The organism is Maritimibacter alexandrii (genome assembly GCF_005871115.1).
GTDB classification, from domain to species: domain Bacteria; phylum Pseudomonadota; class Alphaproteobacteria; order Rhodobacterales; family Rhodobacteraceae; genus Maritimibacter; species Maritimibacter alkaliphilus.
On sequence record NZ_SWKQ01000009.1, the window covers coordinates 743,350 to 762,301 of the forward strand.

The 18,952-nt window shown below is 63.4% G+C and carries 21 protein-coding genes; 9 read left to right on the plus strand and 12 right to left on the minus strand.

The genetic code is table 11. The features are described 5' to 3' along the window. Positions 1 to 59 precede the first annotated feature (59 nt). Complete coding sequence (mnmD, locus tag FCT00_RS04560) at positions 60 to 725, plus strand: tRNA (5-methylaminomethyl-2-thiouridine)(34)-methyltransferase MnmD (RefSeq protein ID WP_171042881.1); 666 nt, start codon at positions 60 to 62, stop codon at positions 723 to 725. Further along, entirely contained in the window at positions 725 to 1,621 is an 897-nt protein-coding gene (locus tag FCT00_RS04565; RefSeq protein ID WP_008333417.1) for a DMT family transporter, read from the plus strand. The genes mnmD and FCT00_RS04565 overlap by 1 nt, the downstream gene beginning before the upstream one ends. Here the strand turns inward: FCT00_RS04565 and FCT00_RS04570 are convergent. Then, a complete protein-coding gene (locus FCT00_RS04570; RefSeq protein ID WP_171042882.1) occupies positions 1,596 to 3,548 on the minus strand; it encodes a lytic transglycosylase domain-containing protein in 1,953 nt (650 codons plus the stop codon). The two genes, FCT00_RS04565 and FCT00_RS04570, sit on opposite strands and share 26 nt — an antisense overlap. A 156-nt stretch (positions 3,549 to 3,704) precedes the next feature. Here FCT00_RS04570 and dapA point away from each other — a divergent pair, with 156 nt between their 5' ends. Next, entirely contained in the window at positions 3,705 to 4,577 is an 873-nt protein-coding gene (dapA, locus tag FCT00_RS04575; RefSeq protein ID WP_008333415.1) for a 4-hydroxy-tetrahydrodipicolinate synthase, read from the plus strand. 22 nt (positions 4,578 to 4,599) lie between these two features. Here dapA and FCT00_RS04580 read toward each other — a convergent pair whose 3' ends face one another. Next, complete coding sequence (locus tag FCT00_RS04580; protein ID WP_138422017.1) at positions 4,600 to 5,463, minus strand: hypothetical protein; 864 nt, start codon at positions 5,461 to 5,463, stop codon at positions 4,600 to 4,602. A gap of 92 nt (positions 5,464 to 5,555) precedes the next feature. On the opposite strand from FCT00_RS04580, the gene smpB reads away from it, so the two are divergent. Beyond that, positions 5,556 to 6,032 (plus strand): SsrA-binding protein SmpB, encoded by a 477-nt coding sequence (smpB, locus tag FCT00_RS04585; RefSeq protein WP_138422018.1) that lies wholly within the window; start codon positions 5,556 to 5,558, stop codon positions 6,030 to 6,032. Here the strand turns inward: smpB and FCT00_RS04590 are convergent, their stop codons facing one another. Then, positions 6,033 to 6,506 (minus strand): GyrI-like domain-containing protein, encoded by a 474-nt coding sequence (locus FCT00_RS04590; RefSeq protein ID WP_008333408.1) that lies wholly within the window; start codon positions 6,504 to 6,506, stop codon positions 6,033 to 6,035. 50 nt (positions 6,507 to 6,556) lie between these two features. Continuing rightward, complete coding sequence (locus FCT00_RS04595; protein ID WP_008333407.1) at positions 6,557 to 6,922, minus strand: VOC family protein; 366 nt, start codon at positions 6,920 to 6,922, stop codon at positions 6,557 to 6,559. A 168-nt stretch (positions 6,923 to 7,090) separates the two neighbouring features. On the opposite strand from FCT00_RS04595, the gene FCT00_RS04600 reads away from it, so the two are divergent. Then, the gene (locus tag FCT00_RS04600; protein ID WP_008333406.1) at positions 7,091 to 7,849 is read left to right on the plus strand and encodes an electron transfer flavoprotein subunit beta/FixA family protein; all 759 of its coding nucleotides are present in this window, start codon (positions 7,091 to 7,093) and stop codon (positions 7,847 to 7,849) included. Then, complete coding sequence (locus FCT00_RS04605) at positions 7,849 to 8,775, plus strand: electron transfer flavoprotein subunit alpha/FixB family protein (protein ID WP_138422019.1); 927 nt, start codon at positions 7,849 to 7,851, stop codon at positions 8,773 to 8,775. The genes FCT00_RS04600 and FCT00_RS04605 overlap by 1 nt, the downstream gene beginning before the upstream one ends. Before the next feature lie 97 nt (positions 8,776 to 8,872). Here the strand turns inward: FCT00_RS04605 and FCT00_RS04610 are convergent, their stop codons facing one another. Next, positions 8,873 to 9,700 (minus strand): DUF6473 family protein, encoded by an 828-nt coding sequence (locus tag FCT00_RS04610; protein WP_008333399.1) that lies wholly within the window; start codon positions 9,698 to 9,700, stop codon positions 8,873 to 8,875. Positions 9,701 to 9,873: 173 nt separating this feature from the next. On the opposite strand from FCT00_RS04610, the gene FCT00_RS04615 reads away from it, so the two are divergent. Beyond that, a complete protein-coding gene (locus FCT00_RS04615; RefSeq protein WP_040885048.1) occupies positions 9,874 to 10,749 on the plus strand; it encodes a 3-hydroxybutyryl-CoA dehydrogenase in 876 nt (291 codons plus the stop codon). Between the two features lie 35 nt (positions 10,750 to 10,784). Here FCT00_RS04615 and FCT00_RS04620 read toward each other — a convergent pair whose 3' ends face one another. The 7 genes from FCT00_RS04620 to FCT00_RS04650 are packed head-to-tail and all read right to left on the minus strand — an operon-like array spanning position 10,785 to position 16,320. Further along, positions 10,785 to 11,723 (minus strand): lysophospholipid acyltransferase family protein, encoded by a 939-nt coding sequence (locus tag FCT00_RS04620; RefSeq protein ID WP_138422020.1) that lies wholly within the window; start codon positions 11,721 to 11,723, stop codon positions 10,785 to 10,787. A gap of 42 nt (positions 11,724 to 11,765) precedes the next feature. After that, complete coding sequence (locus tag FCT00_RS04625) at positions 11,766 to 12,044, minus strand: HPr family phosphocarrier protein (protein ID WP_008333394.1); 279 nt, start codon at positions 12,042 to 12,044, stop codon at positions 11,766 to 11,768. Beyond that, positions 12,041 to 12,448, minus strand: coding sequence for a PTS sugar transporter subunit IIA (locus FCT00_RS04630; RefSeq protein ID WP_008333392.1), 408 nt, complete (start codon positions 12,446 to 12,448; stop codon positions 12,041 to 12,043). Before FCT00_RS04630 ends, FCT00_RS04625 begins: the two co-directional genes overlap by 4 nt. 30 nt (positions 12,449 to 12,478) lie before the next feature. Then, complete coding sequence (gene rapZ, locus FCT00_RS04635; protein WP_138422021.1) at positions 12,479 to 13,372, minus strand: RNase adapter RapZ; 894 nt, start codon at positions 13,370 to 13,372, stop codon at positions 12,479 to 12,481. Beyond that, positions 13,369 to 13,812: an HPr kinase/phosphorylase gene (locus tag FCT00_RS04640; protein WP_171042883.1), complete on the minus strand. Its 444-nt coding sequence runs from the start codon at positions 13,810 to 13,812 to the stop codon at positions 13,369 to 13,371. Before FCT00_RS04640 ends, rapZ begins: the two co-directional genes overlap by 4 nt. Beyond that, positions 13,809 to 15,587 carry a sensor histidine kinase gene (locus tag FCT00_RS04645; RefSeq protein WP_138422023.1) on the minus strand — a complete coding sequence of 593 codons (1,779 nt, stop codon included), beginning with the start codon at positions 15,585 to 15,587 and terminating at the stop codon, positions 13,809 to 13,811. The genes FCT00_RS04640 and FCT00_RS04645 overlap by 4 nt, the downstream gene beginning before the upstream one ends. Positions 15,588 to 15,618: 31 nt before the next feature. After that, the gene (locus FCT00_RS04650; protein WP_008333383.1) at positions 15,619 to 16,320 is read right to left on the minus strand and encodes a response regulator transcription factor; all 702 of its coding nucleotides are present in this window, start codon (positions 16,318 to 16,320) and stop codon (positions 15,619 to 15,621) included. A 365-nt stretch (positions 16,321 to 16,685) separates the two neighbouring features. On the opposite strand from FCT00_RS04650, the gene FCT00_RS04655 reads away from it, so the two are divergent. Continuing rightward, positions 16,686 to 18,284, plus strand: coding sequence for a phosphoenolpyruvate carboxykinase (locus FCT00_RS04655; protein ID WP_040885046.1), 1,599 nt, complete (start codon positions 16,686 to 16,688; stop codon positions 18,282 to 18,284). Then, entirely contained in the window at positions 18,284 to 18,850 is a 567-nt protein-coding gene (locus tag FCT00_RS04660; protein ID WP_138422024.1) for a DUF3859 domain-containing protein, read from the plus strand. The genes FCT00_RS04655 and FCT00_RS04660 overlap by 1 nt, the downstream gene beginning before the upstream one ends. Positions 18,851 to 18,952: the final 102 nt, after the last annotated feature.

Genomic DNA, 18,952 nt, shown 5'->3' on the forward strand with positions numbered 1-18,952 from the left:
CCAAGCCAGAGGCCCTCCGTCATGGATCGTCTGGCGAACTGATAGGGGATCGGCTGGAAATGAGCCAGAGAGCGACGTTGGAATGGCGCGACGGGGCGATCCCGGTCTCGACCCGGTTCGACGACCCCTATTTTTCCATCGCGAACGGGCTGGCCGAAACCCGGCATGTGTTCCTTGACGGGAACGGGCTGCCCGACCGCTGCGTGCCGGGGTTCCATGTGGCCGAACTTGGCTTTGGAACCGGGCTGAACATGCTGGCGATGGTTCTGGCGTTGCGTGAAACGAATATCCCGATCCGCTTCACCTCGTTCGAGGCCTTTCCCATGAGCGGCGAAGATATTGCCCATGCACTCGAGGCGTTTCCCGAGGCGCGTTCGGTCGCGGACCCGTTCCTTGCCGTCTGGGATCAAGGGGTCCGGTTCTTCACGGTCGGCCCGGTGACGGTCGAGGTGATCGAAGGCGACGCGCGCGAGACGTTGGCCAAATGGCCCGGCGAAGCGGATGCGTGGTTTCTGGACGGATTTTCGCCCGCCAAGAATCCGGAACTGTGGTCGCCGGACCTGATGGCCGAGGTTTGGCGCCACACGGCTCCGGGCGGCACGGCGGCAACCTATACGGCGGCGGGTTTCGTGCGCCGGGGGCTGGCGGATGCGGGGTTCGCCGTCGAGCGTCGACCCGGCTACGGCCACAAACGCCACATGACCGTGGCACGAAAGGGCGTCTGATGGCGGTTCAGAACACGAAGGCCGGCATCATCCTGATGCTCGGCGCGGTCTTCACCTTCGCGGTGCAGGACGGGGTCTCGCGGCTGCTCGCCGACAAGTACAACGTCTATCTGATCGTGATGATCCGCTACTGGTTCTTCGCGCTGTTCGTCACCGTCATGGCGGCCCGCAGCGCCGGGGGGCTTCGCCGCGCGGTCGCGACCAGCCAGCCGTTCCTGCAATCGTTCCGGGGCGTGATCCTAATCGTCGAGGTGTTGGTCACGATCTATGCTTTCGTGGTGCTGGGCCTGATCCCCACGCACGCGATCTTCGCCTCCTACCCGCTGATGATCGCGGCGCTGTCCGGTCCGGTGCTGGGTGAAACCGTCGGGCCGCGCCGGTGGCTCGCCATCGGCGTGGGGTTCGTCGGCATCCTCATCATCCTGCAACCGGGGTTCGCCGTGTTCGCGCCCGAGGCGCTGATCGCGGTCGCCGCCGCGCTCCTCTTCGCGATCTATGGGCTCGCCACGCGTTATGCCGCGCGCAAGGACAGCGCCCAGACCTCGTTCTTCTGGACCGGGATCGCGGGGGTCGTGGCCATCACCGCCGTCGGCGCGTTCCACTGGGAACCGATGGAGCGCCCCGACTGGATCTGGATGGCGATGCTCTGCATCACAGGCGCTCTCGGGCACTACCTTTTGATCCGCTGTTACGAGGTGGCCGAGGCGAGCGCGGTTCAGCCCTTCGCCTATTTCCAGCTCGTCTTCGTTTCGATCATCGCGATCCTGTTCTTCGGCGAATCCATCGAATGGAACGTGGCGCTCGGCGCCACCATCGTGGTCGGCGCCGGGCTGTTCACGGCATGGCGCGAACGGCAGAAGGGCCGCAAGGTCAGCGGCGCTTCAGCATTGCGGTGAAGTTCAGGTCGCCGACCTCGCCCTTGAGCCGCGCCTCGTAGATCGGGAGCGTTTCGGTCACCCGCATCACGTAGTTCTGGGTTTCGTCGAAGGGGATCATCTCGATCCAGTCGATCACGTCCACGTCCGGGTCGCGTGGGTCGCCGCGTTCCTCGGACCAGTTGTAGGCGCGCCCGAGACCGGCGTTATAGGCGACCGAGATCAGCACAGGATTGTCCCCGAACCGCTCCATCAACCAGGCGAGGTATTCCGAGCCCAGCCGCGCGTTGTATTCCATGTCCGTGGTCAGCTTGGCCGGCGCATAGTCGATGCCCAGACGGTTCGCCATGTCGCGCGCCGTGCCGGGCATGAGCTGCATGAGCCCCAGCGCCCCGGCATGGGAGCGGACCGTATGGTTGAACTCGCTCTCGCGCCGGGAAATCGCCATCTCCAGCGCGCGCGGCACGTTGGGATTGCCGCTCCCAATTTCCGGTGTCGGGAAATAGGCGCGTTCGAGCACCTTTTCGAAGTTCACCGAATGCTTGGCGATCTTGAGCATGACGTATGGCAGCCCGACATCCTCGGCCCAATCGGCCAACTGACCGGTTTCGGTGCGATCGAGCCGCTCGGACAGATGCACGACGAAGCGCTGCGTCAGGTAGTATTCGTCCAGCGCCGCGACCAGCCGCGCGGCCTCCATGATCGGGGTGCCCCAGAAGCTGGCTTCGGTGTAATCGGGAAACTCCTCGGTCCCGGCGAGTTTCGGGTCCATCGGCAGGCCTGCCTTTTCGGCGGCCAGAAGACCGTAGAAGGCGGTCTGATGCTGCGCGCCGAAGGCATAGGCGGCCTGCGCCTCGTCCTCGCGCCCGAGCGCCTCGAATGCCCGGCCCTCCCAATACCCGGCACGGCCAAGGCTGATCGGCGTGTCGACGGAGTCGCGGAACGACTGGAAATGCTTCAGCGCCGTTTCGGCGTTGTCCAGCATCCTGAGCGACACGAAACCGGCGATCCATTCGTTATCCTCGCGGTCCCAGACCGCTTCGTCGATGTAGTGGTTCGCGGCGAGGTCATAGGCCATTTGCGCTTCGCCCCCGCGCATCTTCTCGCGGGCGAAACGGCGGCGCTCGTCACCCCACATCACCGGGCGGCCCAGCGCCTCGGCCGAGGTGGACCGTTCGAGGACCATTTCGATCGCATCGTCGATCCGGCCCTTGCGGAGCCGCCAGAGCATCCGCTCATAGGCGAGGCCGGGGTCATCCTGAAGCGCCTCGGGCACCTTTTCGATCATCGCATCCACGCCGGGGTCGGTGTTGCGCAGCGCGATCCGGGCACGGGCGAGAATCTGTTGATCGGTCGAGACGCGCGCCATGTGCCGCTCGGCCTCGTCCGTCAGGCCGAGCCAGAGCAGATGATCCATCCGCTCCCAGTGATAATCCGCGAGCGTCTTGGGCCAGTCGTGCATGAACTGCTCTTCCTGCGACTGGGAGAGCGACATGGTCGTCCACGCGCGCCGCGCTTCGGCCTGAGCCTCTTCCTTGTAGCCCGATTCCCAAAGGCCCCGCGCATAGCGGATCGCCCCGGTGCCGGACTGCGGCTTCACGTCCTGAAAGAAGGTCAGCACATCCTGGACGACCGCATCGCGCGGAATCGAGCTTTCGGTCCGTTCGCGCAGCAGATCCTCGCCCGGCCAGTCGGGATGCCGGCTCAGAAACTCGACGCTTTCGGCGAAAGTGCCCTTGCCCGCCCGCAGGCGGTTCCATTCGATGATGTCGCGGGGCAAGGCGCCCGGCGGTCCTGCGGCCTCCAGCGCGTCGTCCCATTTGCCCTCACGCATGAGGGAAAGTCCTTCCTTCAACGCGGCGACGTCAGCGGCATCCTGCGCATGGGCAGGCGCGGACAGCACCACGAGAACAAGGAACAAACGGCGGAAAAGGCGGGCGAAATTCATGGCTCGTCTCGTCATGTCCGCATACCTAGCCCGCCAAATCGTTCTCGCAACACACATTCTTGGCATTTGGTTCAACTGCGGCTAGTTTCCGCCGCGTTTTACCGGGGCGCGACTCGCGTGCCCTTCCACGGACGAAGATAGCAACAGGAGCGTGACATGCTGAAAGGTTCGATTCCGGCCCTTGTGACGCCGTTCAAGGACGGCAAGGTGGATGTCGATGCGCTCAAACGGCTCGTGGACTGGCATATCGAGCAAGGCTCGCACGGGCTCGTCCCCGTCGGCACGACCGGCGAGAGCCCCACGCTTCTGCACGAAGAGCACCTGATGGTGGTCGACGAGGTGGTCAAAGCCGTCGATGGCCGGATCAAGGTGATCGCGGGCACCGGGTCGAACAACACGGTCGAGGCGCTGCATTTCACCGAGCATGCGAAAAAGGCGGGGGCGGATGCCGCGCTCGTCGTGACGCCCTATTACAACAAGCCCACCCAGACCGGGCTGATCGCGCATTTCCTCGCCATTGCCGAGGTCGGCCTGCCGATCATCATCTACAACATCCCCGGGCGCTCGGCGGTCGACATGACCCCGGCGACCATGGCCGAACTGGCCAAGCACGAGATGATCGTGGGCGTGAAGGACGCGACGGGCGATCTGGCCCGCGTGGCCTGGCAGCGTGACCTCTGCGGCAAGGATTTCATCCAGCTTTCCGGCGAAGATGCGACGGCGCACGGCTTCAACGCCATGGGCGGTGTCGGGTGCATCTCGGTGACCGCGAACGTCGCCCCGAAACTCTGCGCCGAAATGCAGAACGCCACGCTGGCGGGCGACTACGGCACCGCGCTGGAAATCGCGGACCGGCTGATGCCGCTGCATCGCGCGATCTTCATGGAGCCGGGTGTGTCGGGCGCGAAATACGGCATGTCCAAGCTTGGCCTTATCGAAGAGGACGTGCGCCTGCCGCTCATGGCCCTGTCGGACGAAACCAAGGCGGCCATGGACAGCGCCATGCGCCACGCGGGCCTTCTGAACTGATTTCACGCGCAGCGGCCGGCGATCACCCGTCGCTGGCCATAGCCTTGTGCAACGCATCGGCGCCACCCGGGGCCGCGCCCAGCGCATAGGGCCTGATCCCCTCCAGCTTCCAGCTTTCGCCGGACCGATGGTCCGTGGCCGAGATGATGAAATAGGTGGCCCCAACGGCCAGAAGGTCGAGGATCAGGCTTTCGCCCGGCAGGTCATCCCCCATGATCTGCCTGTGCATCGCGACCAGCAGCGCCACGGCTTTCACGATATTCCCGGCCTCCGGCACATCGCCCAGCCCGACCAGCTCGAAGCTACGGGCCAGTTCACCGCCCGACCGGGCCTCGGCCCGATAGACGTCGCGGCCCTGATCGTCCTGAAAATCCGATAGCTCGTAGATGTTGAGCGACATGGCTTCCCCGCCCACCGTTTCGATCATCGGGGGCAGGCCCATCGCGTCGCGCATCGCCTGTTCCATCGCGGGCCTCTGATCCTCGGGCACGCCCTCCAGCCGCTCCTGAAGGATGGCTTCCATCTTTGCGAAGGCTTCGTCCAACGCCTGCGTCGATCTGATCTCGTCGCCACTGGTCGCATCACGCATCGCCGCCGCGCCCGATTGCGAAATCAACCGTCCGTTCTTGTCGTCGGCGATCCAGATGTCTCCGCCTGCGAAATCGCCGTAGATCGCCCCATCCGTCCCGCCGTTCACGGCGACCCACCCCGGCAGAACCGTGATCGTGAACGTCCCATCCGCGAGCGAACCGGAATAGCGCACCTGAATGGGGCTGACCCTGTCGAAGTCGAAACCGTCCGCCGTGGCGGGCGCCGGATTTTCCTCGGCCCAAAGCGGCGCCGCGAGCAACGCGGCACTGGCCGCAAGAAATAACCTCCTGAACATGGCTCCCCCCGAAATGTCTGTTCCAATAGCCCCGATCATACCATCCCGGCGCCACTCTGGACAGGCGAGGCGCGCCCGCCTACATGGGGTCGATGGCCAAGACCGATGAAAACAAGAACTACAAGGTGATCGCCGAGAACCGGCGGGCGCGTTTCGACTATGCGATCGAGGACGATCTCGAAGTCGGCATCGTGCTGGAAGGGTCCGAGGTGAAAAGCCTGCGGGTGAACTCCGCCAACATCGCCGAAAGCTATGCGGCGGTGGAGGACGGAGAGCTGTGGCTGGTCAACGGCTATATCGCGCCCTACGAGCAGGCCAAGACCTTTGGCCACGAAGAGCGTCGGCGGCGCAAGCTTCTGTGTTCAAAAAAGGAATTGGCGCGCCTGTGGAACGACACCCAACGCAAGGGCATGACGATCGTGCCATTGGTGCTTTACTTCAACCATCGCGGCATCGCGAAAATGAAGATCGGCATCGCGAAAGGTAAGAAGGTCCACGACAAGCGCGCGGATACCGCCAAGAAGGACTGGAATCGCCAGAAACAGCGCCTGCTGAAACAGCAGGGCTGACTACTTCGGCGCGACCGGCACCCAGATCTCGTAAAGCATCTTGCCGTCTTCCGGGCTGTCGTCGTCCGGATAGCATTCGAACACCGCACCCTCACGCTGCACGAAATCCGACTGCGGCAACCACTCGGCAAAGACGGCGTCGAAGCGCGCGGGCAGTTCGGCAATCGGCGTGCGCTGCGAGAAGACGACGTATTCGCCATCAACGAGGTGCATTTCACACGCGCCTTCGGGCAGGTCTTCGGCCTCTTCGACCTCGATCCCCACGCCATAGCGGAACGAACCATCCGGCTTTGCGCCCATCGAAATCCCGTACAGCACGTCCGAGACGCGATGCTTGATCCCGTCCCGAATGGCGAAGAACTGTTCGTAGAGTTTGGGGATCTCGCCCCGGGTATCCAACGAATAGTCACCGACCAGACCGATAATCAGTTTGGCACGCGATTCGACGATGGCGGCATTCGGCAATGTGACCATGGGCACCTCCTGACGCGGACGGTAGCGCGGCTGTTGCCGAACCTAAACCCCTAGCCGGCGGGTTCCCACAACTCGATGGGATTGCCTTCCGGATCGTGCACGCGCGCGAAACGACCGATGCCGTCCATCGCCTGTTCGTGGCTGACCTCGATCCCCGCACCACGCAACTGGGCGAGCATCGCATCCAGATCGGCCACGCGGAAATTCAGCATGAATTGCTGGCTGTCGCGGCCGAAGTAATCGGTGTCGGCGGCGAAAGGTGCGAACACGGTCGGCCCCGCTTCCTGCATCCACGGCATTCCATCGGCATCCTGCGGCACGAGGTTCACGCCAAGCATGTCGCGATACCAGTTCGCCAGCGCGGTCGGATCGTTCGACCGAAAGAACACGCCTCCGATTCCCGTGACCTTCTCCATGTTTGCGCTCCCATGCCGATTTGACGTCACGCCACCGTATCACAATTCCCCGAAACGCGGCGTCGCAGCGCAACTTTTGGTCGCTTTGGCATTGTGACGCCCCCGACATTCTCGCTACACCATGCCCCAGACAACTGCCCCGGTGGGGCGCAACGGGAGAGAACGCTCATGAAGGTGCTTGTGCCTGTGAAGCGCGTGATCGACTACAACGTGAAGGCGAAGGTTAAGTCCGACGGCTCCGGTGTCGATCTTGCGAATGTTAAGATGTCGATGAACCCCTTCGACGAGATTGCGGTGGAAGAGGCGATCCGGCTGAAGGAAGCGGGCAAGGCCGAGGAAGTGGTCGCGGTTTCGATCGGCGTGAAACAGGCGCAGGAAACGCTGCGCACGGCGCTGGCGATGGGGGCTGACCGCGCGATCCTCGTGGTGGCGGCCGACGACGTTCACACCGATATCGAGCCGCTGGCAGTCGCCAAGATCCTGAAGGCGATCGTGGACGAAGAGCAGCCCAAGCTGGTCATCGCCGGCAAGCAGGCGATCGACAACGACATGAACGCGACCGGCCAGATGCTGGCCGCCCTGCTCGGCTGGGGTCAGGCGACCTTCGCCTCGGAGCTCGACATCGACGGCGACGCGGCCACCGTGACGCGCGAAGTCGATGGCGGTCTTCAGACGATCAAGGTGGGCCTGCCCGCCATCGTCACCGCCGACCTGCGCCTCAACGAGCCGCGCTATGCGTCGCTGCCCAACATCATGAAGGCCAAGAAGAAGCCCTTGGACGAAAAGACCGCCGCCGATTACGGCGTCGACGTCGCGCCCCGCCTCGAGGTGGTCAAGACCGCCGAGCCGCCGGTGCGGTCGGCGGGCATCAAGGTCGAGAGCGTCGATGAGCTCGTGTCGAAACTCAAAGAGAAGGGGGTCGTGTGATGGCCGTTCTGCTTCTTGCCGAAGTCAACTCCGGCGAACTCGCGCTGGACGCCACCGCGAAAGCCGTCACCGCCGCCAAGGCGCTTGGCGATGTGACCGTGCTCTGCGCGGGCGCCTCGGCTGCGGCCGCCGGTGAGGCCGCGTCCAAGATCGACGGCGTGGCCAAGGTGTTGGTCGCGGAAGGCGACAGCCTCGGCCACCGCCTTGCCGAGGCGACCGCGGACCTCATCGTCTCGCTCGCCGGGGATTACTCGCACATCTGCGCACCCGCGACGACGGACGCGAAGAACATCATGCCGCGCGTGGCCGCGCTTCTGGATGTGATGGTGATCTCGGATGCCTCCGCGGTTGTGGATGCCGATACGTTCGAACGCCCGGTCTATGCCGGGAACGCGATCCAGACCGTAAAGTCGAAAGATGAAAAGAAGGTTATCACCTTCCGGACCTCGACCTTCGACGCGGCCGGTGACGGCGGTTCGGCGAGTGTCGAGACCATCGGCGCGCCGGATGCCTCGGGCAAATCCGAATGGGTCGAGGACAAGGTTGCCGAAAGCGACCGCCCGGAACTGACCTCGGCGGGCATCGTCGTGTCGGGCGGGCGTGGTGTCGGCTCGGAAGAGGACTTCGCGCTGATCGAAAAGCTGGCCGACAAACTGGGCGCCGCCGTCGGCGCCTCCCGCGCCGCGGTCGACTCGGGCTTCGCCCCGAACGACTGGCAGGTGGGCCAGACCGGCAAGGTCGTCGCACCGGAACTCTACGTCGCCGTCGGCATCTCGGGCGCCATCCAGCACCTCGCGGGCATGAAGGACTCCAAAGTCATCGTCGCGATCAACAAAGACGAGGAGGCCCCGATCTTCCAGGTCGCCGACTACGGCCTCGTCGCCGACCTCTTCACCGCCGTCCCGGAGCTGATCGAAAAGCTCTGAGCCGGAAAGGCGTTCGTACGTCCTCCGCACAGGGCGCGCAGGCGACATGCACAACGAAAAGGCCCGCCGGATCGGCGGGCCTTTTTTTTTGATTGGATCAGAGCAATCGCCGGAGCGACGCATCCAGCGCGGCGGCCGCCCTTGCATGCGCGACGGTGCCCAACATGCCGCGCGCCACGGGTTCCTCGAACTCGTTGAAGGCAAGGCCCGCGAACCCGTCGACGATTTCTTCCGGTGTCACCACGACCTCGACGATCTCCTCGACGAACGGGGCCACCGCATCCAGCATGTCGCTGTCGACAAAGAGCGGGTCAGCGCCGTCCGCAGTGTCGGTCTCGGCCCGGTCCGGCGCATGGCTCGAAAGCCATAGAAGCACCACCCGGCTGTCGATCCGCGACACCAACGTCTTCATCCGCGCGACCCACGCCTCGCGCAATTCCTGCTCGACCATGGCGAACTTTTCCGCTGAAGTCGCGCGAAGTGCCGTGAGCAGATGGCGCGTGAAGTTGAACTCGGTGAAATCGACCTCGCGGTAGATCGTTTTCAGCAGGTTCGAGGCCCGCAGGAACCTGTCGTTGCGCCGGGGATGCACCGCGTAGAAGCGGTTCGACATGTTCTGTGCACCGGTAACCTGCACGACCGTCACCTCGGCCTTGGAACAGATGTCCACGACCGTCCGGTCCTGTGAAAACACGTCGATCCCTGCATTGACGCAGCCAAGGTTGACCACCGGCATGTCGAGCACGCTTTCCGTCAGCGCCGGAAAGGGCGTCTCGACGAATTTTCCATATGTCTCGGTCCCCCCGATCATCGCGACGTAAGGCGCCGTCAACTTGCGCTTCGGTCCCCGGAACAACAGTTTGGATTTCCCGTACCGGCACGGGACATAGTCAAGGGCACTCTCGCCCAGGTTTTCATAGGCCATTCCACCCACTCCATTTTTTTCACCCGACAGACAATCTGTCAGGGACTCGTTGCCAAACACTTAAGGACAGCCGCGCCGGGAGGGGTCTTTTCTGGCGGCACGGTTAACGGCTGGGTCTTGCCCCCTGAACCCGCCCGCGCCTATGGTCCGTCAGACAAGTGGAAGGGTCGCAAATGGCAATCAAGACGGTGGGCGTGGTCGGCGCAGGGCAGATGGGCAATGGCATCGCGCATGTGATGGCGCTGGCCGGGTACGACGTTCTGCTTACGGACATCAGCCAGGATGCGCTCGACGCCGCGCTCGACACCGTGCGAAAGAACCTCGAGCGTCAGGTGTCGCGCGACAAGATTTCGCAGTCGGACGCGGACGCCGCGATGGCCCGCATCAAGACGACGCTGACGCTGACCGACCTTGGCCCTTCCGACCTGATTATCGAGGCGGCGACCGAGCGTGAAACGGTCAAACAGGCGATCTTCGAGGATCTGCTGCCGCATCTCGGACCCGAGACGATCCTGACGTCGAACACCTCGTCGATCTCGATCACGCGCCTCGCCTCGCGCACCGACCGGCCGGAAAAGTTCATGGGATTCCACTTCATGAACCCGGTGCCGGTGATGCAACTCGTCGAACTCATCCGTGGGATCGCCACCGATCAGGCGACTTTCGAAGCCTGCCAGGAGGTGGTCGAGAACCTTGGCAAGACCGCCGCGAGCGCCGAGGATTTCCCGGCCTTCATCGTGAACCGCATCCTGATGCCGATGATAAACGAAGCGGTCTATACGCTTTACGAAGGCGTCGGTTCGGTGAAGTCGATCGACCAGTCGATGAAGCTTGGCGCAAATCACCCGATGGGGCCGCTGGAACTGGCCGACTTTATCGGTCTCGACACCTGTCTGGCGATCATGAACGTGCTGCATGACGGGCTGGCGGACACCAAATACCGCCCCTGCCCGCTCCTGACGAAATACGTCGAGGCCGGTTGGCTCGGGCGTAAGACCGGGCGCGGGTTCTACGACTATCGCGGCGACGTGCCAGTCCCGACGCGCTGACCGAAGCGGCGTTCAGGCCGCGCGCGCCCCGAACCTCAGGATTTTAAAGACAGCGTATGCTCGCGCAGCCACTTGATGAACTCGCGCGGGCTGGTCCATTTCTCGTCGACCTCGTCCGGCGTGATCGCCTTGCCGATCGTCGGCGCATGGGGCTGATTGCAGGCCCGGACGATCTCATGGATCAAGAGGCCTTGCCGCATCGTCGCGGACACCTTGTTCGCGATGTTGTAGGCGCGGGTGTTGCGCCCATGGAACTTGATCGGAACGACCGTCGCGCCCGTCTTGCGGATCAACTGCGCCGTGAAAAGGTTCCACTCCGCCTCGACAGGCGGGCCCCACCACGTTTCCGACGCCGCGACGACACCTGACGGAAACACCGCGATGACACCGCCGGACTTCAGCCGTTCCAGCGCCTGCGCCCGCATTTCCTTGCCCTTTTCCTGTGCGTCCGGATCGTGCGGAAACGGAACCGGGATCAGGAAGGACGACGCGACTTCGTCCAGCCCAGTCAGGACCGAGCGCGTCAGGATCTGAAAGTCCGGCCGCACGCGCGAGATCATGTCGCCCAGCACCATACCGTCGACAAGGCCATGCGTATGGTTGGCCACGACCACCACGGGGCCCTCTTTCGGGATGTTCAGATATTGCTCTTTCGGCGTGTTGACGTCGATCCCCATCGCCTTCATCGCGCCGGACCAGAAGTCGATACCGGTCGGCGCGCCAAGCTTCTCGAACTTGTTGATCATGTGGAAGATCATCAGCTTGCCGGTCAGCATCTCCATCCAGCGGATGAGACGGGCCTGCACCTTGTTGTCGAAGGTGTCGGCGTAGCTGAGGTCGCGCTTGGTATAGGTGTGCCCAAGGGCAGGCTTTTCAGGCGAATACTGCTCACCCTGCTTGGCCGCATCACTCCGATCGGATGCGGCACGGCGGGCCGCCCGGGCCCGCGCAACGGTGTTTACAGATTGATCCAAACGGGATGCCCCCTTTGTTCTCGACTCGCGCAAGACGTGTTTCTACATGCCTTCGCCGAATTTGTCAGCCACGAGCGCATCGAGCGCCTCCATAAGCGCCTCGGCCTGTGGCCCCGAGGTCTCGACCTCGATCTCGCTCCCCCGCGACGCAGCGAGCATGAGCAGACCCATGATCGAGTCGCCCTCGGCCTCCATCCCGTCCTTGGAGACGCGGGCGCGCGCATCGTGGTTTTCGACGACATCGACGAATTTCGCGGATGCGCGGGCATGCAGGCCCTTTTCGTTCACGATCTTCATCTTGCGTGCGAGCGACGTGCTCATGGATGCGTGTCCTCCGCTTGCACGCCGTCGATGGCGTCAATGTACTTGCGACCGGCGGCCAATGCTGCCCGTGTCGCCTCCTCCACCGTTCCGTGGCGGGTTTTCGCCAGTTTGACAAGCATGGGAAGGTTCGCGCCGTACAGGATCTTGCGGTTGCGCCCCGCACAGGCCGGCAACGACAGGTTCGACGGCGATCCACCGAACATATCCACGACAACGATCACGCCATCGCCGTGGTCGACCGCATCGGCGGCGGCCATGATCTCGGCCCGCTTGCGACCACGGTCGCAATCCGCGGCGATTCTTATCGCCCGCACGGCCTCAAGTTTACCGACGACGTGTTCGACCGCAGACAGGTATTCACCGGCAAGGCCGCCATGCGCAACGATCACGATTCCGATCACGCGATGAACCTCGAGTTCTGATCCCTTGCCCTATGCGCCACCGCCCCCCTGACGCTCGAGCTCCCGGTGCCTAATTGACACTTGCCAGCCCTTGTCTGCAAGGGCCTTGGCCATTCTTTCCGCAAGGGTAACCGAACGGTGACGCCCGCCGGTGCATCCGAAGCCGATCGCGAGGTGAGATTTCCCCTCGTCCCGGTAGGCCGGAAGCAGGAATTCGATCAGGTCGCGGGTCTTGTCGAAGAACGGCGCGAACCGTTCGTCGGCGGTCACATAGTCGACGACACCCTCGGATTGGCCGGTGAGACCCCGAAGGGTCGGGTCCCAATGCGGATTGCGCAGAAAACGGACGTCGAACACGAGGTCCAGACCGCGCGGAACCCCGCGTTTGTAGGAAAAGCTCTGCACCGACACCGATAGGTTCGCGTCCTCGCCCGCCTCGAACACCGCAAGCAGTTCGGATTTCAGGTCGTGCGGAGACATCTCGGACGTGTCGATCAGCACGTCGGCCCGGATGCGGATCGGTTGCAGCAGATCGATTTCCTTGGCGATCCCGGCCTCAGGGGTCTCGTTCGGTGAAACGGGATGGCGCCGTCGGGTTTCCGAATAGCGGTTCACCAGAACATCGGGGCGGCAATCCAGGTAAAGAACCTGAATTCGGTCCGACCAGCCCGCTTCGCCCGCGTCGATCAGGTCGAGAATGGCATGGGTCGAAAAATCGCGGTTCCGAACGTCGATGCCGAGCGCGATGGGATGCTCGGGGGCCGCGCCGGTGAACAGGCGCGGGATCATGCTGATGGGCAGGTTGTCGATGATCTCGTATCCGAGGTCTTCGAACACCCTGAGTGCCGTCGTCCGACCGGCACCGGATGGCCCGGTGACGAGCACGACACGGGGCGAAACCTCGCCTGGACCCTGATCGCTCATTGAACCATCCCACCTTTCATCAGTGCCATGATGGATGCGGCGAAGTGCGGGGTGTCAACCCGCGACACCGTGACGATCCGTGAACCCAGAAGCTCGGTCCGACGCGGCGCCGGCAGACGCGCGGTCTCGGTGTGCGACAGATCGACGATCAGGGAAATCGGCGCACTGACTGCGTGCGGGACCGTGACAAGACCGATGCCGCGCGCTTCGATGACGCCGGTCATCCGGCCTGTGCCCTGCGCGACGGGCCAGCCGCCTTCGCCCGAGCTCACGCGGGTCAGGTCGTCCGAGATCAACACCGCGCCATAGGCGATCAGGTCGAGCGCCAGCCCAGACTTGCCGCTGCCGGACGGGCCGGTGATGAGGACGGCCTTGCCGTCGACCGCGACCGAGGTGGCGTGAAGGATGTCTTTGGATTGGCGCGGAGGCGCCGGGGTCAAACCGGCAGACCGACGACGAAGCGTGCGCCCAGCGGTTCCGAGGTGATGTCGGCATCGGTCGGGCGGATGTTCTCGGCCCAGATCACGCCGCCATGCGCCTCGACGATCTGCTTGGAGATCGCCAGACCGAGACCGGAGTTGTTGCCGAACTGGCCCTCGGGGCGTTCGGAATAGAAGCGGTTGAAGATCTTGGTCAGGGCCTCTTCCGGGATGCCCGGTCCGGTATCCTCGACCACCACCAGAACGCGGTTGTCGCGGTGGCGCGCCCAGACGCGGATCGCGTCGCCCTCTTCACAGAACGACAGCGCGTTGGTGATGAGGTTGACGAAAACCTGTGCGAGCCGCGCTTCGAGGCCGTGGATCACGATGCTTTCCGACGGCAGATCGGAAATGAAGTCGACGCCTTTCCCCTCCGCCTCGTTGCCGAGGTATTCGGTCAGGTTGCGGATCATCTTGATGAGGTCGAACGGCTCTTCCTCTTCCTTCACAAGCTCCGAGTCGAGCCGCGAGGCGTTGGAAATGTCGGACACCAGCCGGTCGAGCCGGCGCACGTCGTGATCGATCACGTCCAGCAGGCGTTCACGCTGTTCGTCCTTGCGGGCGAGCCGCAGGGTGCCGACCGCGGAGCGGAGCGAGGCGAGCGGGTTCTTGATCTCGTGCGCCACGTCGGCTGCGAACTGCTCGTTCGCGTCGATCCGGTCGTAAAGTGCCGAGACCATGCCGCGCAACGCTTTGGAAAGGCGGCCGATTTCGTCCGGTCGCCCCGACAGGTCGGGGATACGCACCCGGCCTGCGTTCACGGCGGCCTGAGCATTCTTGTCGCGCCCGATCTCGGCAGCGGCGGCCAGATCGGCCAGCGGGTTCGCGATGGTCGAAGCAAGGACCAGCGAGAGGCCGATCGAGACGAGGATGGCGATCACGAACATCTGGAGCACCTGCTCGCGTTCCGCCCGCACCAGTGCGTCCAGTTCCCCGCCCACGGATGTCAGCGCAACCGCACCACGGACCGCGCCGTCGACGGTAATCGGCGTGACGACCGTGAATCGGGTCGCCCCGCTCGCGTCCTGCCCGCCCTTGATCCGCGTGTTGCCGTTGTAGACGTCCGGCAGCAATTCCTTCGCGAGCGCCACGCTGTCCACCGGCATCGGTGGCTCGGTCGATTGCGCGGCGATCAGGCCCGCAACGGCCTCCCACACCTTCGAGAGGAAATCGGTGATGATGGTGGATCGTTCGTCGCTTTCCAGCCCGACGACCGCCGGGCGGTCGGTCCGTGGAATGCCTTCGTTCGTGCCCAGCACCTCACCCGCGGCATCGAAGACGACGATGTCGCCGCTGTCGTAGATATTGGTTTCGGCCAGAATGTCCCGCACAAGCTCGGGCGTGAGGCCGCCATCGGCTTCGGGCTGGGTGTCGGGCGCATCGGTCGCATCGGGGGATGTGCCCGGATCGCTCGGCGCGATGCCCACGGACTGCTGAACGACGAACACCTCGGCCAGAAGCTCGGCCGTGCTGACCAAGGCCCGTTCCCGCTGCGCGACGAGGCTGTCGCGCACCGGGTTGAGGTACAGAACCCCGGCCACGAGAACGACGAGGCCGAGCAGGTTGAACGTGATGATCTTGCGGGCGAGCGGTGAACGATTGACGGAAATCGCCTTCCGCCGGCGGCGGGAGTCGCGCAATTCGACGTCGACCGAAGACTGGGGATCGACCCAGTCTTCGCCCAGCACCACGTCAGCGCCGTCAGATACGGTGTCGGTGTCACGCACCAAGTTCACTCCGCTCGGGCGGTTGCCCCCCGCCTAGCCATCATTCTTCGTTGTAACGATACCCAATGCCGTACAACGTCTCAATTGCAGAGAACTCGTCATCCACAGTCCGCATCTTCTTGCGCAGCCGCTTGATGTGGCTGTCGATGGTGCGGTCGTCCACGTAAACCTGATCGTCATAGGCCACGTCCATCAGCTGATCGCGGCTTTTCACGAAGCCCGGACGCTGTGCAAGTGCCTGAAGCAAAAGGAACTCGGTGACGGTCAGAGACACGTCCTTGCCCTTCCACGTCACGGCATGGCGCAGCGGGTCCATCGACAGGTTGCCGCGCTGCATGACCTTGTTTTCTTCGGTGTCGGGCATGACCACGCCCTCGATCGCCTCCTGACGGCGCAGGAGCGCGCGGATGCGTTCGACGAGAAGACGCTGCGAGAACGGCTTCTTCACGTAATCGTCGGCCCCCATGCGCAGACCGAGCACTTCGTCGATCTCGTCGTCCTTGGAGGTGAGGAAGATCACCGGCATGTTCGTTTTCTGGCGCACCCGCTGAAGCAGGTCCATGCCATCCATGCGCGGCATCTTGATGTCGAACACGGCCATGTCCGGAAGCGCCTTGTTGAAGGCGTCGAGCGCCTGCTGACCGTCATTATACGTTTCAACCTCGAAGCCTTCGGCCTCAAGTGTAATGGAAACCGACGTCAGGATATTCCTGTCGTCGTCCACCAGGGCAATCTTCGACATTTGAGATGTCCTTGTTCTGCTCGTTTCTGCCAATTTTTTGCACTCATAGAATCCACTTTCTCGTGCAGAATCAACTCCCAAGTGCGAATCGGCCACCGGAATGCGTCTATTCAGCACCAATAGGGGTTAATTTTGGCTGATTTGTGGCGGGTCCGGAGACGGTTCCACTGGTGGTTGCGCAAACAGCCGCATTGCTTGCGCTAACGCGACAAAGCGCCCTGTTCCTACACGAAAACTGCATGTTATAGCCGCTCCACACGCTGCTGCACCGGCACCGTGGTGGAGGCTCTTTTTCCCGTTAGGCGTATGGGCCCCCTAGCACTATCATAAAGGCCGGCGGTGGGCCGGTAACAGGAGCACACGAGATGACCATTGGACGGGTGAACCCTTCGTACCGTTTGGAGGAGCAAGGCATCACGGGGCTTGGCAACGTCTATTACAACCTCATCGAACCCTCGCTGATCGAAGAAGCGCTGAAGCGTGGCGAAGGCCACCTCGGCAAAGGCGGCACGATGTTGGTCGAGACCGGCAAGCACACAGGGCGTTCACCCAAGGACAAGTTCGTGGTCCGCACCCCGGACGTCGAGGATTCGATCTGGTGGGAGAACAACAAGCCGATGGACCCGGCCAAGTTCGACGTGCTCTACGCCGACATGATCGAGCATATGAAGGGCCGCGACTATTTCGTGCAGGACCTGTTCGGTGGCGCGGACCCCGCGAACCGTCTGGACGTGCGCCTCGTGACCGAGCTTGCCTGGCACAACCTGTTCATTCGCCACATGCTGCGCCGCCCGGAACGCGACGAGCTGGATGATTTCGTGCCCGAATTCACGATCATCAACTGCCCGTCGTTCAAGGCGGATGCCGACAAGCACGGCTGCCGGTCGGAAACCGTCATCGCGCTGAACTTCGCCAAGAAGATCATCCTGATCGGCGGCACCGAATATGCGGGCGAGAACAAGAAGTCGGTCTTCACGCTCCTGAACTACATCCTGCCCGGCAAGGGCATCATGGCGATGCATTGTTCGGCGAACCACGCACCGGGCAACCCGGTCGACACCGCGATCTTCTTCGGCCTCTCGGGCACCGGCAAGACGACCCTGTCCGCCGACGAGACCCGCGTTCTGATCGGCGACGACGAACACGGCTGGTCGGATCGCGGCACCTTCAACTTCGAAGGCGGCTGCTATGCCAAGACGATCAACCTGTCCGCCGAGGCCGAGCCGGAGATCTACGCGACCTGCTCGATGTTCGGCACCGTGATCGAGAACATGGTCTACGACGAGGACACCAAGGAGCTCGACTTCGAGGACAACTCGATCACCGACAACATGCGCTGCGCCTACCCGCTGCACTACATCTCGAACGCGTCGAATTCGTCGCTGGGCGGGCATCCCAAGAACATCATCATGCTCACCTGCGACGCTTACGGTGTGCTGCCGCCGATCGCGCGGCTGACCCCGGCGCAGGCGATGTATCACTTCCTGTCGGGCTTCACCTCGAAGACGCCGGGCACCGAAGTGGGCGTGACCGAGCCGATCCCGACCTTCTCGACCTGCTTCGGCGCGCCGTTCATGCCGCGTCGTCCCGAGGAATACGGCAAGCTGCTTCAGGACAAGATCGCGAAGCACGGCGCGACCTGCTGGCTCGTCAACACCGGCTGGACCGGCGGCGCCTATGGCGTTGGTTCGCGCATGCCGATCAAGGCGACCCGCACGCTGCTCGCCGCGGCGCTGGATGGCTCGCTGTCGGACGCCGAGTACCGCAAAGACCCGAACTTCGGGTTCGAGGTGCCGAAATACGTCGACGGCGTCGCCGAGGTTCTGCTCGACCCGCGCCGCACGTGGGACGACAAGAACTCCTACGACGCGCAGGCCGAGAAACTGGTCAAGATGTTCGCCGAGAACTTCGAACAGTACCTCGAATACATCGACGACGACGTCAAAGCCGCCGCCATCGGCTGATGCTGATCGGTGCAACCAGACCTGTCGGACGCCTCGCCCTTACCGGCGGGGCGTTCGCGCTTCTGGCCCATGGCGCTTGGGCCGAGAACGCCCGCGTCGTGAAAGACCCGATGATTTTCGTGGAGGCCGGCATCTTCTGCCCCCGCGAAGCCTCGGGCCGCGAAGAGGCGCCGGGAACGGAACGCGGCTACATCGACCTGATCGACGGCGAGCTGACCGCCAACTTTCACACCACGATCATCCCCGGCGAACTGGGCATCGGCTTCGGCGTGAGGTTCCAGTTGCAAGAGGGGATGGGCGCGCGCACCGCCTATATCGTCACCGAGCACCCGCCGTTCGGCTCCCCGCCGGTGACGGTGGAGCGATACGCGACGACCGTCTACGACGACAGCGCGAACGCCTCGCTTTTCACCTTCGATTTCCCGTACGAGGTCGCCATCGGCACCTGGACCATCGGGGTCGAAATCGACGGCGAAATGGTGCTGTCGCAGGAATTCACCATCGTCCCGCCGGAAGACAGCTTCATCAGCGCCGATATGTGCCGAGGTCCGGCTTTGATGAGCTGAACGGATAGGCGAACCAGCCATCACTCGCGCTTCGGATACTCACTTTTCGGCAGGCCGAATCCTGTAAGTCATTTTGGCGTATCGTTTGACATCCAAACCACG